The following is a 15884-nucleotide window of genomic DNA, read 5'->3' as shown; positions in this document are numbered from 1 at the left end:
ACTTGTTTAATTCGATAACGGTTCAATTAAATGACTATCCGTTAGCGTCACTCTGACGCTGATTTAACGTCGCTAATCTGTCTAATGTGCCGACATCACACCAATATTTCGAGTAATACTCCCCTGCGACTAAGCCTTGGCTCATATAAGTTTTGAGCAAGGGCGCCAATCCAAATCGCCCTTCTGGCGTATCATCGAATAACTGAGGACGATACACCCCAATGCCCGAGAAGGTCAGCTTATTCTGGCTAACATGGTTGTCGGCGGTATCGTTCACCAAACCTTTGTTTAAGTAAAAATCGCCATCGGGATGTTGCGGTGGATTGTCAACCAGCCACAAGTAAGCCTGACAAGCTTGCAGCTTCGCTTCTATGGATTCAAGGGATAAGGGTAAACCGTCCAAGGTCGGCAGCGTATCAATAAACACATCACCATTAACGACAAAAAATGGGTCATCACCCAGCAACGGCAAGGCTTTTTTAATTCCACCACCAGTTTCTAACGCTTGAGTTTCTGCACTGTATTGTAAGTTGACATTCCAGCGACTGCCATCGCCCAAGGCTTGCTCTATCTTACTCCCCAGCCAAGCATGGTTAATCACAATCTGTTTTACGCCTAACGCTGCAAGTCGCTCTATGTGGTAAACAATCAGCGGCTTACCCGCCACTTCCACCAAGGGCTTAGGAACAGTATCGGTGAGGGGCCGCAAGCGCTCGCCTCGCCCTGCGGCCAAAATCATTGCTTTCAAGATATCGACTCCATAGGGACAATCACCTTTGTATCTAACCAGTTAGCAAACTCGATTAACTCATCATAGCCCTGAGCAACATCGCGAACATAGCGCAAAGTTAATGGAATATCTTTCATATATCCCGGTTTAGCGTCACGATAATTTAACCGACAAAAAATACCCGCCGCTTTTAAGTGGCGCTGTAATCCTGTCAGATCAAACCAACGTCGGTACTGATTGATACTCACTGTTGGCGACAACAAACCAATTTGCTGCATCTGCTGATAATGTACTTGCATCAAAGCCTCGACCTTATCTGCCGGCCAGCGAACATAACAATCTCTGAGCAGCGAGACCGCATCATAGGTAATGGGGCCTAATACACTATCTTGAAAATCAATAACCGCTAATTGGTCATCGCACAGCATTAGGTTACGGCTATGATAATCTCGGTGCATTCCCACCTTAGGTTGATCAGCTACGTTGTCGACCAATAGCTGAAACACTTGCTTCAACATGTGTTGCTCTGCATCTGTAATAGCCAAACCTAAATGATGCTGCAGCAGCCACTCGGTAAAAATACCCAATTCACGTAGCACGAACTCGTCATCATAAATCGGCAACGGCTCGCATGCCGAAGTGGTGATATTGGCGATGGTGTTGAGTAATTGCAATGCCTGTTGATAATAATCGCTGACGTTATCTTGATTGAGCACGCTGAGCAGTTGGGTATCGCCAAGATCGCTTAACAGCAAAAAGCCTTGCTCTGGGTTCTGATTAATCACTTGCGGCGCGAGAATGCCGTGATGATGATATTCATTGGCGAGAGAGATAAAGGGGACTACATCGATCAACTGCGGTGGAGAATCCATCACGATATAAGATAAGCTCTGATTGTCGCCAAAATGGGTTACACGGAAGTAACGTCTAAAACTCGCATCTCCTGAAATGAGCAGTATCTGAGCATCTGTGCCTAAAGTTCGCGCAATCCACGCTTGAAGGTCAATAAATCTTAGATCTGACAAGGGCACCTCATGGCTCTTATGTGAAAATTGCTTTATTATAAAGCAAAATGGAATCAGCAATTAAGATGATTTTGTCTTAGCTGCAAAGTTGCTTACGCGTATGGATGCAACTATTCTCTCCGATAACTTGTCTAGACTAAGAAATCACAAAAACGATAAAAGATGCAAATCCGATACCTATTGGCTTTAGTCCTGCTTCCGCACCTAGTCTTGGCAGACGAATCAACAACATCCATTGATGCTAGCGCACAATGCCTTGTTGAGCCTCCAATCCCTGCGCCAACAGCAACGGATCCCACCCAAGTTGATCAAGCTCAGCAACAAGAGATCAAAATCATCTCAGATCGCTCATCGGCCAAGATGGGAGATAAAGCCAAGTTTGAAGGTGATGTCAGTTTTAGCCAAGGCGGCCGCCACATTTATGCCGACAGCGCCACGCTAGATCAAGCCAATGAACGCTTCGATGCTAACGGCAACTTAGTGTTTCAGCACGATATGTTCACAGTCACCGCAGATTCATTGAGCGCTGAGATGCAAAATAATCGCGCTGAACTGAATCAGGCTCAGTACTGGCTACATGGACAACAGATCCATGGCGAGGCGCAGAAACTAGAGATAACACAAAACAACAACCTGCATCTGACTAATACCAACTTCACCACTTGTCCCCCTGGAGATAGTTCCTGGTTACTGGAAGCCGAGACCATCAAAATAGACAGTGAAGAGGAATGGGGCGAACTGTGGAACGCTAAGCTCAGAGTGGCGGATATTCCGGTGTTTTATCTGCCTTACATGACAATACCTGTGTCAGAAAAACGCAAAACGGGCTTTTTGTTTCCGATGTTCAGCACCAGCACCACCAATGGTGTAGAAGTAGCAACGCCCTATTATTGGAATATCGCACCAGAATATGACTTAACCTTCACGCCTCATTACATGTCGGAGCGGGGCTTATTCTTAAAAAATGAGTTTCGTTATCTTGCCGGTGATGATCAGCATGGTCAGCTTAATGCCGAGTACTTGGCTAATGATGACTTAATGCCCAATCACGATGACCGCTACCTGTATCACTGGCAACACCAGGGCAAGCTCGATAAAAACTGGCGCGTGCTGGCAAACTACACAGATGTGTCTGATAACAACTATTTTAACGATTTAAAATCTGACGTATTACGCGCCACAGATAACCAAATTTCTCGAGTTGGCGAGATAGCTTATTTCGAAAGAAATTGGGACATCACCGCCCGAGTGCAAGATATCAAGGTATTGGGTGAAGATGAATCACCCTATCAGGTGATGCCACAGGTCGGCTTTAACTATCGCTCGCCTTCCTTATGGCAAGGTTTGGACTTTGACCTATTAGGTGAAGCCACCAGTTTCCGCCATAAGGATGACCAATACGCCAGTGCCAACCGAGTTCATATAGAACCTAGCATCTCACTGCCACTGCATGGCCCAGCGGGTTCATTGACCAGTGAACTTAAATTAATGCAAACCAACTATTGGCAAGATGTTGAAAACACCAATATCGCCAACAATCTCGATACCAACGTCAGCCGTACTATTCCACAGGTGCGTATCCACGGCCAGATCAACTTTGAACGTTATACCGATTATTTTAACGACAACTATCGCCAGACTTTAGAGCCACAATTCCAATACTTGTATGTGGGTTATGAAGACCAAACTAATATCGGCCTGTATGACACCGCACGCCTACAAGATGACTACTATGGCTTATTTAGGGATCGTCGTTTCTCTGGTTTAGATCGGATCTCCGATGCCAACCAGATGACCCTAGGTTTGACCACTCGACTGTTTGACGAACATAACTTAGAAAGCTTTAAGTTTAGTATCGGTCAAATCTTCTATTTTGAAGACAGTCGTGTCGGCCTTATCGACCCTTCACAACCGAACCAGATCTTACAGCAGCAAAACACCTCTAACTCGGTATTAGCAGCAGAACTCAATACTAAGATCTACAACCATTGGTTTATGAGTGGTGCCATTCAATACGACACTAAAAACCAAGATAATAAAAAAAGTGAAGTCACCTTAGACTTTAGACCCGAAGCAAATAAATTATTACAACTCAGCTACCGCTATGTACCGGATTTAATTAACAGCAACACCAACCAATCGGTTAATGTATCGCAAACCGGTTTACGCACCGCTTGGCCAATCAGCGACAACTGGTATATTGTGGGCAACTGGTATTATGATCTCAACGAAAGCCGAACTGTCGAGACCTACACTGGACTTCAATACGAATCGTGTTGCTGGGCGGTGCGCTTCGGTTATCATTACCGCATTAAAACTAACTATGAAGATGACTTAGATCCTAACTTTACCGATAGAGAACTATTCGAACATGGTTACTTTCTCAACTTTGTTATCAAAGGCTTAGGCGGTTCGGGTCCACTTGGAGTAACCGACATGCTTAACGACGGCTTATTTAACTATCGTAAGCCTTTGTATTTGAAGAACTAGAAAATAACTAAACCAGCGAGTGATATTTAATTAACATTTCGCTGAACCTAGGTACGGACTTGTAGTCCAACCCAAATAATAGAATTAAGTGGTCGGTCAAATAACGACAAAACGACCTCAATATGCCAAGGATTTTTTGTTAATGACACCCTTTAAAAAACTGATTACTGCTTTGTTAACATTGACCCTGTGTCACGGCGTCGCGACCGCTAAACCTTTAGATAGAGTTGCAGTGCAAATAAACGAAGGCATAGTGTTAGAAAGCGAAATCAACAACATGCTCAAAACCGTTAAAGCCAATGCTCAAGCGGCTGGCCAAGCACTGCCTTCTGATAAAGCCCTTCGCACTCAGGTTATTGAGCGTCTTATTATGACTCGTCTGCAGCTACAAATGGCAGAACGAATCGGCTTACATATTGGTGATTTACAGCTAGATCAAACCATAGATAACATCGCAAAAGAACAGAACATGACACCTGAAGCGATGCGCGAAAAAGTTGAAGCCAGTGGCAGTAGTTGGAGTCAATATCGCGAACAATTGCGTGAAGAGATCACCCTAGGTGAAATCCAACGTATTCAAGTACAAAGACGTATTCAAGTCTCTCCACAAGAGATCAACAGTTTAGTGAAGTTGATTGAAGAACAAGGCATGCAGCAGGTGGAATATAAAATTGGCCACATCCTGATTGAAGTGCCAAATACGCCAACCAGCGAACAACTTGAAAGCGCCAAAAAACGAGCCGATGCAGTATTAAATCGTTTACAAGAAGGTGGCGACTTTAAACAAACTGCCATCGCTTCGTCTGCAGGTCCTAAAGCCCTTGAAGGTGGTATTTGGGATTATATGAACATCAATGAAATGCCAACCCTGTTTGCCGAGTTACTCACAGGTGCGAAGACTAACGACATTATCGGCCCTGTACGTAGTGGTGCTGGTTTCCACATCATTAAGGTAATGGATGCTCGCGGCCTACAAACGAAAGAGATTGATGAAGTGCGTTCACGCCACATTCTGATCAAGCCTTCGCCAATTCTATCTGAAGAGCGCGCCAAGGCCATGCTAGATAAGTTCGTCAAAGAAGTCCGTGAAGGTAAGGCAAAATTTGCTGACTTAGCACGCCAATACAGTGAAGATCCAGGTTCTGCCGCTAAAGGCGGAGAATTAGGTTGGGCCGATCCTTCAGTTTATGTTCCAGCCTTTGCACAAACCCTAAAATCACTTAAAATCGATGAGATCAGTGACCCCTTCCGCTCTAGCCACGGTTGGCATATTGTCCAACTCGAAGAGAAGCGTAAAACCGATGCCACCGAACAGTTTAACACTAACCGTGCTCATCAGCTGATCTTCCGCCGCAAATTTAACGAAGAGTTACAAAACTGGTTAGACGAAATGCGTGCCGAGGCTTACATTGAAGTGTTCGATGCCGATTACAATCGAGGTTAATCATAGTGACGACTAAACGTATCGCCATCACACCGGGAGAACCTGCCGGTGTGGGGCCAGATTTAGCGATTCAACTTGCTCAGCGTGCTTGGCCCGCTGAGCTTGTTGTTTGTGCCGATCCGGCTTTATTAAAAGCCAGAGCCAAGAAAATTGGTCTGCCGATCCAACTGCGTCCTTATCAACCCAATCAACCTCCAAAACCGCAAGAAGCGGGAACACTGACGATTGTCCCCTTCCCGTTAGCCTGTGAGTCACATTGTGGTGTACTCGATGAGCGTAACAGTGCTTATGTTATCGAAACCTTAAGCTATGCTGGCGAGAAAAACATGAGCGGTGAGTTTGACGCAGTGGTCACAGGTCCAGTACATAAAGGTATTATTAACCAAGCCTGTATTCCCTTTAGTGGCCATACCGAGTTTTTTGCTCACCAAGCCGGTTGTCAAGATGTGGTCATGTTGCTGGCAGCACCAGGGTTGCAAGTTGCCTTAGTGACGACCCATATTCCGCTGGCTTATGTGTCTAAAGCCATCACCCGTGATCGCCTACATCAAATCATTAAGATTTTACATGGGGATTTAGTCGAAAAGTTCGGTATCGAAAACCCTAAAATTTATGTTTGTGGCTTAAATCCACATGCCGGTGAAGATGGCCATTTAGGTCGAGAAGAGATCGATGTTATCATTCCCGCCCTGAACGAGCTGCGTGAGTTAAATATGGACATCGTTGGCCCATTACCCGCAGATACTTTGTTCCAACCTAAATACCTTGAAGATGCCGATGTCGTACTGGCTATGTATCACGATCAAGGTTTACCCGTACTGAAGTCACAAGGTTTTGGTAGCTCAGTTAATATTACATTAGGCCTGCCCTATATCCGCACTTCTGTGGATCACGGCACCGCACTAGACCTTGCCGGAACGGGCAAGGCTGAAATTGGTAGCTTTGTCTGCGCGCTCAATAAGGCGATTGAACTGGCTAACAATAATGAGTCAAATAAGAGAAGTAATGAGCAATAAAGTACATTTAGGTCACACCGCACGAAAACGTTTCGGACAAAACTTTTTGACCGACACCAATGTAATTAATCGTATTGTCGGCGCAATTTCACCCGACAACGACCATGTGATGGTAGAAATTGGTCCCGGCCTTGCCGCGCTGACCGAACCCGTAGCGGAAAGCATCGACAAGCTAACTGTTGTCGAGCTTGATAAAGATTTGGTAGAACGCCTTAAAACCCATCCGTTCCTAAAAGATAAGCTAGAGATCCATCAAGGTGATGCCTTGAAATTCGACTTTAACCAACTGGTCGAAGAAGGTAAGCAGATGAAGGTATTTGGTAACTTACCTTATAACATCTCTACACCACTGATGTTCCACCTTTTTGAATTTGCAGAGCATATTGAAAACATGCACTTTATGCTGCAAAAAGAGGTGGTGCTGCGTCTATCTGCCGCTCCAGGTACCAAAGCCTATGGCCGCTTAACTGTAATGGCACAATACTTCTGTCAGGTGATGCCCGTACTCGAAGTGCCACCAGGTTGCTTTACTCCACCACCAAAAGTTGAATCTGCCGTAGTAAGACTGGTACCTTACAAGACTAAACCTTGGCCTTGTCAGGATGTCGACCTGCTGCGTAATCTGTGTACTACCGCATTTAATATGCGTCGTAAAACACTGCGAAATAACCTAAAGCAGATGTTATCAGACGATGATTTTGCCACGCTCAATATTGATGCAACTAAGCGTCCAGAGCAGATCACGGTTGAGCAATATGTTGCCATGGCTAACTTGGTCGCCAGCAGGAAAAACAGCTAAACAATTTGGGGCATAAAGCCCCACTCTCTGTGCATTTAGGACATTCAATGAAGGAACTTGAATCCTCAATTAAAATTGAGGTTAAAACTGAATATATTGAAGAGCAGTCATCTCCTGAAGAGGAGCGTTACCTGTTTAGTTACACCATCACCATCATCAACCTCGGTGATAAAGCGGCCACCCTAAAAAGCCGCATGTGGTCTATCACTGACGCCAATGGCCATCACAGCGAAGTTCAGGGCGCAGGTGTTGTCGGTGAAACCCCAACCATCAAACCCGATACCGCATACCGTTACACCAGTGGAACCGTCTGTGAAACGCCATTTGCAGTTATGCAGGGTTTTTATGTCATGGTCAGCGAAGACGGCACCGAGTTTAAGGCGCCAATCGCGCCCTTTAGATTAGCCGCCCCAGGACTAATCCACTAGTGAGTTCACCAGCCCTCCACCCACAACGGAATAAGTGACCATGGCCACCTATTTTATCGGTGATATTCAAGGTTGTTTTGATGAACTACAAGCCATCTTAGCTAAGGTCGAATTCAATCCCTCAAAGGATGAACTGTGGATTGTCGGCGATATGGTCGCCAGAGGTGATAAGTCACTTGAAACGTTAAGGTATATCAAGTCGCTCGATGATGCCGCTAAGCCTGTATTGGGCAACCATGACCTGCACCTGCTGGCACTGCACAATAAGATCAAGCGAGTCAATCCAAGCGATAAACTCGGCGAATTACTCAACGCTCCCGATTGCCCGCAGCTCATCGACTGGCTCAGAACCCAGCCTTTAATAAGACAGCATCCTAAACAGCAAATAGTCATGACACATGCGGGTATTCCGCCGCAATGGAACATTAACACAGCTACAACACAAGCCGCAGCCGTAGAGCAAGTCTTGCGAAGCGACAACTATCTCAGCCAATTAATCGCTCAAATGTACACTAATGACATCGATAGTTGGTCAGCAGAGATGCCTGAGACTGAGCAGTTAGTCTATTGTGTCAACGCATTAACCAGAATGCGTTATCTCTATGCCGATGGCAGACTGGATTTCGACTGCAAACAGCCCCCTGAAAGCAATACTAATCCACTCATAAAGCCTTGGTTTCTATATCCACGAGCAGATAATAATCAGTCTATTATGGTCTTTGGCCACTGGGCAGCATTAATGGGACAAGTCGATTCTCCACAGTTTAAGGCCTTAGATACTGGCTGCTGTTGGGGAGAGCACCTAACCCTCTGGCACCTCGAAACAAATCAGAAAATTACTCAAAATAAGTTAAAAAAGAGTTAAACTTCACCACCAACTAGCCGATAAAGAGCTAGATAAAGCCTCACCCCCAACGGTTATTGAGTTGAGGGATATAACAACAAGCGGAGTACCCATGAAATTAAATGTAGCCACTCGAGTGATCGGTGGATTTAGCGTTGTGACGTTTTTGCTAATCGCCCTTGGCATTGCATCGCTATTTACCAACGACAGCATCAAAAACAGCACTCAAGTACTGCAAGAGTTGAGTATTCCCGCCTTAGAAAGCAGTAACCATTTAACCCAAAGCTTGGCACTGCAAGAGAAACAGCTATTGGTGGCATATCACAGTGACCACTCATCTCAAATGCCAGCAGTTCAAAAGGCGTTCAGTGATTTCTCTAAAAGCTTTATGGCTGAAATTAGGGCATTAGAAACGCTAATTAAAGGACAGGACAAAGACTTAGAAGGCCATATCCAAACACTGGAGAGTAAATACTCGCTTTTCAAAAATAACAGTTTAAAGATGATCACTGCGCGTGAGCAATCGCTGAAAACCCAAGAAAGTTTGCTTAACCAAGTTGACGATCTTGAACTGGCTATCGATGACACAGCTTCATTGTTAATCGATCTTATCGACTATGAAACCAGTAGCGATCCAACTGAAAAAGAGATTGCCGCCACCGCCAGCAATATAGATAACAGCTTTAGCACCTTAGTAACTAGCAGTGTGGATCTTGTCAAAGCGACTGACAAATCAAAATATGAAACTATCTCGAAAGAGCTAGAATACATAATCAGTGATATCACCAACAAACTTGAGTATATAGGCCGTCATTGGGAAGGTGTGATAGCTCAAGACACCTTAGATGAGATCAATAGCGAAGCACAAAAAGCCCTTAAAATGCTAAACGGCCCGAATTCGATTCAGGTAAGTAAAGGGAAGCAGATCGATTTCGATTTATCAGCGAAATCTTTACTCAGTCAAGTTGAAGTTAACGTTGCGGCCGTTAACAAAAGCATGAATAACCTAAACAAGCAGATAGAAACTATCTCCCGCGATATCAGTAATGAGGCCATTGATAGCATCGATAGCGCTAGTTACAAAACATTGGCATTGATGCTAATTGCCATTGCCGTCGCCATCGCTGTCAGCATTGCGGTTATACGCCCACTAAAAAGCTCACTGGATAAGATTAATAACGCGCTACATGTGTTGGCATCGGGCAACCTCACTCACAAACTCGACGATTCAGGCCACGATGAGTTTGCCGAGCTTTCACGCAACTGTAATCGCCTTATCGACAGTTTACGCGCCTTGATCCAAGGGATCTTAGATCGCTCAAATCAATTAGCTGCAGCGGCAGAAGAAACCTCAGCAATTACCGCGCAAACAACCGCTGGCATCCAAGAGCAAAAAAATCAGGTTGACCAAGTGGCTGCAGCGACGACGGAACTAAGTTCTAGCGCTACTCAAGTAAACCACAGTGCAGATGAAGCCCTAAGTCAAATTAAACAGGCCGATGAAGAAGCGCTGCACATGCGTACGATTGCCGATGAAAACAAGCGCACGATTCTTTCCCTTGCCGATGAAGTTGCCAAAGCCTCGACCGTAATTAACAAAGTCCATGCCGACAGCGCTTCTATTGGCTCTATTTTGGATGTTATTCGCGGTATTGCAGAGCAGACCAACCTACTGGCACTTAACGCTGCCATCGAAGCGGCACGTGCAGGTGAACAGGGGCGAGGCTTTGCGGTAGTCGCCGATGAAGTACGTAGCCTTGCATCACGTACCCAAGACTCGACTCAAGAGATCCAGCAGATGATCGAAGTCTTGCAACAAGGGACACAAGAAGCGGTATCGGTAATGGAACTAGGACGAACTCAAGCCAATAGCTGTGTTGAAAAAACGGAGCAAGCCAATATCGCACTTGAGAGCATCAGTGAAGCGGTACATAACGCCCACGATGCCGGAACTCATATTGCCAATGCTGCTCAAGAGCAAAACATTGTCAGCCAACAGGTTTCTGAGAAGCTCGAGCATATTGCCGCTATTTCGGAAGAGACCGCAACGGGCGCAGATCAAACGGCGCAATCGAGTCATCAAGTGGCTCAATTAGCGGAAGAACTGCAAAACTCAGTAGGTGAGTTTAAGATCTAACCTTAAATTTACAGCAACAATCAGGCCCGAGCAGTTCAGAACTTCTCGGGCCTTTTTCTACCTTATACCAATCAAAGTAAATTAGTGAGCAGCCCGTTTGTAACAGAAAAGGGCGCAGGAAAAATTGTCGAGAACAAGGCGTAAATTGCAATCACTAGTTATTCTAATAACAAAATTTACAACACGGTTATCGGCGATTTTAACTAGCAAGAATGATCAGATAATTACTGCGATTGGTATTACTATTAATCCAGTAGCCCCTGAAAACTAATTCGCTTTATCGACAGATTTAGCCTCTCTCTAGCCATATAAATTTGTTGGTTATATGAAAAAAGTGATATCCCACGATGTAAGCATTTGATCAGTTCACCGCCATTAATAAAACCCAATAAAAAAGCCACCTCGAGGGTGACTTTCTATACACTTATTTGCTATTTAAGCTAAAAGTGTTGTTAAGCTGTAGTGACCTTAGCCACTAGCGGCATGACTGATTAACCGCCAACTCGCTCTTGGATAGCCGCAGTAATTTCACTACCACCATGTCCATTAGCTTGAGCCCACTCCAGAACCGTCTTACCATCAGCTTCTTTAGCTGATAGCTCATCCGTTGATAGACGTTTAGCCATAAATGAGCCAACATCATTTGCACCACTTTTCATTGCAAAGCGAAGCAAACTCTCGCCATCACAAGCAATACCGGTATAGACATTACGTAATTTAACGCGAGTCTCTTTTAGTTTGCTACGTAAACGGTTTTTATCATCGGCTTGAACATAGTTGCAAATATTAGCTACTAACTGATCATTCGCTTTCACTGGTACTGAGTAAGCTGAAGCAGCAATGACTACAGCAATCGTCATGGGTAACAGACGCATCGGGTACTCCTATAATATTTTTTATTTTGCAGCAGAATGACCTTTGACACATCATTCTAAAGACGACCTAAAACAACACCTTAATTTAACATTTCTTTGACAAATTAATAAAGGCATAACGCAAACCTTTATCATTTGTATGCGCTTCGCTATGTTCAATTAGCCAGCTGCCATCATCCCAAAATGGAAAATAGGTATCACCTTCAACATCTAAGTCAATTTCGGTGATATAGAGTTTATCGGCACGAGGAAGTAAAGCTTGATACAATTGTCCACCACCAATGATAACTAATTCATCACATTCACCTACAAGGGCAATGGCTTCATCAAAAGAGGTTACACAACTCACCCCTTCAATGGTTAAATCAGCTTGTCGACTAATGACAATATTGTGTCTTCCTGGTAAAGGTTTACCTATAGATTCAAAGGTTTTTCTGCCCATCACCACAGGTTTACCCAGGGTCATCGCTTTAAAATGGCGTAAATCTTCAGGAAGATGCCAGGGCATCTGGTTATCCTTACCTATCACACGCTTATTAGCCATTGCGGCAATCATTGCTATTTTCATGGCAGCTCCAGCGGTCTTCTGCCGCTTCAGTAGAAAGTTAAATTACAGGACGAGTACGATAATAGAGTAAGCTTGGCATAGCCAATCCAACAGAAAGTGCTCCCAAGATAAACACGGTTTTTAAACCATTGTTAATGACTTCTGAAGTCAGTTCAGGACTGATGTCAGACTGAGCCGTTAATTGCACCAAAGCAATCACGGTGTTATACGCATATGTTCCTGGGATCATCGGGATAATCGCTGCCACTGCATACATTAACGGCGGCGCTAGATGGCGTTTTGCAAAGCCAATTGTCAGCACACCTACCACGGCTGCAGCAACAAAAGTGGCCCATTCAATAGGCATATTAAAGTGCATTAATAGCGTTCTGAGACTATGGCCCACAGCACCTGCGAGTGCACAGTAGGGTAAAAATCGTTTAGGTACATTAAATACCATAGCAAAACCAATTGCTGGCACTGCTGAAAACAGCGCGTCATTTACAATGTTGAGTAGCAGTTCCATCATAGGAATAAGCCCCCCAGCTGCATTGCTATGGTAATGCCTATTACAGATGATACCGTCAGTAAAGTCGCGTGTCCCCAACGAGAAATACCGACATTTAAGTGACCTTTGACCATGTCAGAAATTGAGTTAATCATTGGAAAGCCCGGCACTAACATCAGCACGCTTGCCGCCATAGGTAATTTCGGTGTAGCAGTGAGATCTAACTGATATCCAAGCTGAGCCACTAAGGTTGTAACGAATGCTGTGATGGCAAAATTAATCAGCAGGTTAAAATGACGCTTAGCAATCGCAAGGCGAATAAACATACCAATTGAGGAAGCAATAAAAGTGATTAGCATAGCCATGCTATCGCCACCAAATAGATGACAAAAACTCGCACATGACAAGCCTATCATAGGCACAAGATAGCGCTTCGGGTAAGCCCTTGGCTCAATACGCGATACACGTTTACGCACCTCATTCAGGCCATAGATCCCCTTTTCTGTCAGTAAACAGACTCGCTGCAGTTCACAAACAATAGCCATATTAATGCCATGCTCGCGGATACGGCGAGTGGTCGTAATACAGCGTCCATGAACCAAACTAGTTAAAACGAGGGAGTTAGAGGAAATTGAAATTTCGACGCTAGCCAGACCTAACGCAAAACCAAGGCGCTGACTGATCTCTTCGACGAGTTCAGATTCAGCACCATAGGCTAGAAGTAATTGTGCAACCCGGACAACTTGCCGAGTAATATCATTTTGAGTATCTGCGTACACGTTATTCTTATTGTGAAGCTAGAGACCTAGCCAAGATTACCTTTGATAGATGATCTCAACATCATAATCATCATCGTCGAAGTCATCATCAAAATCATCGTCGTAGTCTTCATTAACTACCTCTTGATTTTGCTGATGGTAGTTATCCCACTTAAACTCAACTTCGGCATCAGGATCTTGCTCTTCTTCTGCAGGTAATGACTCAATAAAGTCCATTAACTTTAGCGATAGGGCTTCAGTCCCCTCACGATTATAAGCAGAAATGGTGAACACCTCACCTTGCCAATCAAGCTCTTTTACAATGCGATCGACACGCTCTTGTAGCTCTTCTTCCAGCAATAGATCGGTTTTGTTAAAAACTAACCAACGCGGTTTACTTGCCAACATGGGCGAATGCTTTTCTAACTCTCCGACAATCGCGCGAGCAGACTCAACAGGATCGCTACCGTCAATTGGTTCTATATCTAGGATATGCAATAACACTCGGCAACGTTCAAGGTGCTTAAGAAAGCGTATACCTAAACCGGCACCTTCTGCAGCACCTTCAATCAAACCTGGAATATCAGCGATAACAAAGCTTTGACCATGACGTGGATTCACTACCCCAAGGTTTGGCACCAAGGTCGTAAATGGATAGTCGGCGACTTTAGGCTTAGCACGAGAAACTGAACGAATGAAGGTCGACTTACCCGCATTAGGCATACCAAGTAAGCCCACATCGGCAAGTAACATCAACTCAAGGCGCAGACTTCTTACTTCACCTGGAGTACCTAAAGTTTTCTGTCTTGGTGCACGGTTGGTGCTGCTCTTGAAACGCGTATTACCTAAACCGTGGAAACCGCCTTTAGCCACTAATAGCTTTTGATCATGTACTTTCAAGTCACCCAATGACTCTTGGGTTTCTTCGTCCACCGCACGAGTACCCACAGGCACTTTAAGAATTAAGTCTTGACCGCCGTGACCGGTACAATCACGACCACGACCATTTTTGCCTCGCTCAGCAAAATGAAAACGCTCGAAACGGTAATCGATCAGAGTATTGAGGTTTTCATCCGCTTGTAGGTATACGCTGCCACCATCGCCACCGTCACCACCATCTGGGCCACCATCTGGCACATATTTCTCGCGTCGAAAACTGACACAACCACTACCACCATCACCAGCTTCAACTCTGATCACAGCTTCATCAACAAACTTCATACCTACTCCAAGCGTCACGCAATAGACCGATTATACTGCCTATCTGATCGTACCGCCAAAAAACAATTTCTGTATCGCGTCAACCACTTTTGCTTCCACTGTGTTGACCCGATGCTCTACTGGCGCTGGAGCATGGTATAAGCTCACTTCACCAGACTATACAAACAATAAAGCCCTACCAGAGGCAGGGCTTTATGACTATCTTAGGTGTACTAAGAATTAAGCTTCGATGCTAATGAACTTACGGTTATTAGGACCTTTAACTTCAAACTTAACTTTACCGTCAGTTAGTGCGAATAGAGTATGGTCACGACCGATACCTACGTTAACACCTGCGTGGAATTTAGTACCACGTTGACGAACGATGATGTTACCAGCAAGAACTGATTCACCACCGAAACGCTTTACACCAAGACGTTTGCTTTCTGAATCGCGGCCGTTACGAGTAGAACCGCCAGCTTTTTTATGTGCCATTAGTCAGACTCCTTATTAAGCGTTGATAGCTTTGATTTTAACTTCGGTGAACCACTGACGGTGGCCCATCTTCTTGTCGTGGTGCTTACGACGACGGAACTTAACGATAGTTACTTTCTCGCCACGGCCATGGCTGATAACTTCAGCAACAACCTTACCACCTTCAACTAAAGGTGCACCAACATGAACAGTCTCACCATCTGCAACCAAAAGAACTTGGTCAAATTCGATAGTTTCGCCTGTTGCGACTTCTAATTTTTCTAGACGTACAGTATGGCCTTCAGCAACACGGTGCTGCTTACCACCACTTTGAAAAACAGCGTACATAGCTATTTTACTCCGATATTTCTAGCACGCAGACCGTTTAAGTTTGGCTGGGCGCTATAAAAGCTTTAATGACAATGGTCGCGGAGTTTACGCTAACTTCACTAAGCTGACAAGTGTTAATTTGCTTTGATCAAAAAAAGATCGGAATTACTCTCACATTGCCCGACTAACTACTGTCTTACGTTCTATTTTTAGGTAGAATCTAAACATTATAACATTTTCGCCTTAATTCGGGCTGTTAATACTACCGATTTTTAGTTA

Annotated in this window: 16 protein-coding genes; 7 read left to right on the top strand and 9 right to left on the bottom strand. The window is 44.6% G+C overall.

The features are described 5' to 3' along the window. Positions 1-34 precede the first annotated feature (34 nt). Together murU and L1D21_RS02465 are read right to left on the bottom strand one after the other, a co-directional pair. Positions 35-748 (bottom strand): N-acetylmuramate alpha-1-phosphate uridylyltransferase MurU, encoded by a 714-nt coding sequence (gene murU / locus L1D21_RS02470; protein WP_239843646.1) that lies wholly within the window; start codon positions 746-748, stop codon positions 35-37. Continuing rightward, positions 745-1761 carry a phosphotransferase gene (locus tag L1D21_RS02465; RefSeq protein ID WP_239843645.1) on the bottom strand — a complete coding sequence of 339 codons (1017 nt, stop codon included), beginning with the start codon at positions 1759-1761 and terminating at the stop codon, positions 745-747. Before L1D21_RS02465 ends, murU begins: the two co-directional genes overlap by 4 nt. Before the next feature lie 156 nt (positions 1762-1917). On the opposite strand from L1D21_RS02465, the gene lptD reads away from it, so the two are divergent. The 7 genes from lptD to L1D21_RS02430 all read left to right on the top strand — a co-directional run bounded on the left by lptD (position 1918) and on the right by L1D21_RS02430 (position 10913). After that, entirely contained in the window at positions 1918-4245 is a 2328-nt protein-coding gene (lptD, locus tag L1D21_RS02460) for an LPS assembly protein LptD (RefSeq protein ID WP_239843644.1), read from the top strand. Between the two features lie 142 nt (positions 4246-4387). Next, positions 4388-5689, top strand: coding sequence for a peptidylprolyl isomerase SurA (surA, locus tag L1D21_RS02455; RefSeq protein ID WP_239843643.1), 1302 nt, complete (start codon positions 4388-4390; stop codon positions 5687-5689). Between the two features lie 5 nt (positions 5690-5694). Continuing rightward, positions 5695-6705 carry a 4-hydroxythreonine-4-phosphate dehydrogenase PdxA gene (gene pdxA, locus L1D21_RS02450; protein ID WP_239843642.1) on the top strand — a complete coding sequence of 337 codons (1011 nt, stop codon included), beginning with the start codon at positions 5695-5697 and terminating at the stop codon, positions 6703-6705. Beyond that, entirely contained in the window at positions 6695-7504 is an 810-nt protein-coding gene (gene rsmA, locus L1D21_RS02445; RefSeq protein WP_239843641.1) for a 16S rRNA (adenine(1518)-N(6)/adenine(1519)-N(6))-dimethyltransferase RsmA, read from the top strand. Before pdxA ends, rsmA begins: the two co-directional genes overlap by 11 nt. A gap of 47 nt (positions 7505-7551) precedes the next feature. Beyond that, complete coding sequence (gene apaG, locus L1D21_RS02440) at positions 7552-7932, top strand: Co2+/Mg2+ efflux protein ApaG (RefSeq protein ID WP_239843640.1); 381 nt, start codon at positions 7552-7554, stop codon at positions 7930-7932. Between the two features lie 40 nt (positions 7933-7972). Further along, positions 7973-8797 carry a symmetrical bis(5'-nucleosyl)-tetraphosphatase gene (locus L1D21_RS02435; protein WP_239843639.1) on the top strand — a complete coding sequence of 275 codons (825 nt, stop codon included), beginning with the start codon at positions 7973-7975 and terminating at the stop codon, positions 8795-8797. A 91-nt stretch (positions 8798-8888) separates the two neighbouring features. Continuing rightward, positions 8889-10913, top strand: a complete 2025-nt coding sequence (locus tag L1D21_RS02430) for a methyl-accepting chemotaxis protein (protein ID WP_239843638.1) — start codon at positions 8889-8891, stop codon at positions 10911-10913. Between the two features lie 491 nt (positions 10914-11404). Here L1D21_RS02430 and L1D21_RS02425 read toward each other — a convergent pair whose 3' ends face one another. The 7 genes from L1D21_RS02425 to rplU all read right to left on the bottom strand — a co-directional run bounded on the left by L1D21_RS02425 (position 11405) and on the right by rplU (position 15623). After that, entirely contained in the window at positions 11405-11788 is a 384-nt protein-coding gene (locus L1D21_RS02425; RefSeq protein WP_239843637.1) for a DUF3718 domain-containing protein, read from the bottom strand. A gap of 85 nt (positions 11789-11873) precedes the next feature. Further along, a complete protein-coding gene (folA, locus tag L1D21_RS02420) occupies positions 11874-12356 on the bottom strand; it encodes a type 3 dihydrofolate reductase (RefSeq protein ID WP_239843636.1) in 483 nt (160 codons plus the stop codon). Positions 12357-12393: 37 nt separating this feature from the next. After that, positions 12394-12864 (bottom strand): threonine/serine exporter family protein, encoded by a 471-nt coding sequence (locus L1D21_RS02415; RefSeq protein WP_239843635.1) that lies wholly within the window; start codon positions 12862-12864, stop codon positions 12394-12396. Further along, entirely contained in the window at positions 12861-13622 is a 762-nt protein-coding gene (locus L1D21_RS02410) for a threonine/serine exporter family protein (RefSeq protein WP_239843634.1), read from the bottom strand. The genes L1D21_RS02415 and L1D21_RS02410 overlap by 4 nt, the downstream gene beginning before the upstream one ends. 36 nt (positions 13623-13658) lie before the next feature. After that, positions 13659-14822, bottom strand: a complete 1164-nt coding sequence (gene cgtA / locus L1D21_RS02405) for an Obg family GTPase CgtA (RefSeq protein ID WP_239843633.1) — start codon at positions 14820-14822, stop codon at positions 13659-13661. A 219-nt stretch (positions 14823-15041) separates the two neighbouring features. Beyond that, entirely contained in the window at positions 15042-15296 is a 255-nt protein-coding gene (rpmA, locus tag L1D21_RS02400) for a 50S ribosomal protein L27 (RefSeq protein ID WP_007650346.1), read from the bottom strand. 15 nt (positions 15297-15311) lie between these two features. After that, positions 15312-15623: a 50S ribosomal protein L21 gene (rplU, locus tag L1D21_RS02395; RefSeq protein WP_239843632.1), complete on the bottom strand. Its 312-nt coding sequence runs from the start codon at positions 15621-15623 to the stop codon at positions 15312-15314. Positions 15624-15884: the final 261 nt, after the last annotated feature.

Origin of the sequence: Shewanella sp. Isolate11, assembly GCF_022398315.1 — a bacterium.
Lineage (GTDB): Bacteria > Pseudomonadota > Gammaproteobacteria > Enterobacterales > Shewanellaceae > Shewanella.
The sequence above is the reverse complement of the archived record's forward strand: the minus strand, read 5'-3'. Positions and strand labels throughout refer to the sequence as shown.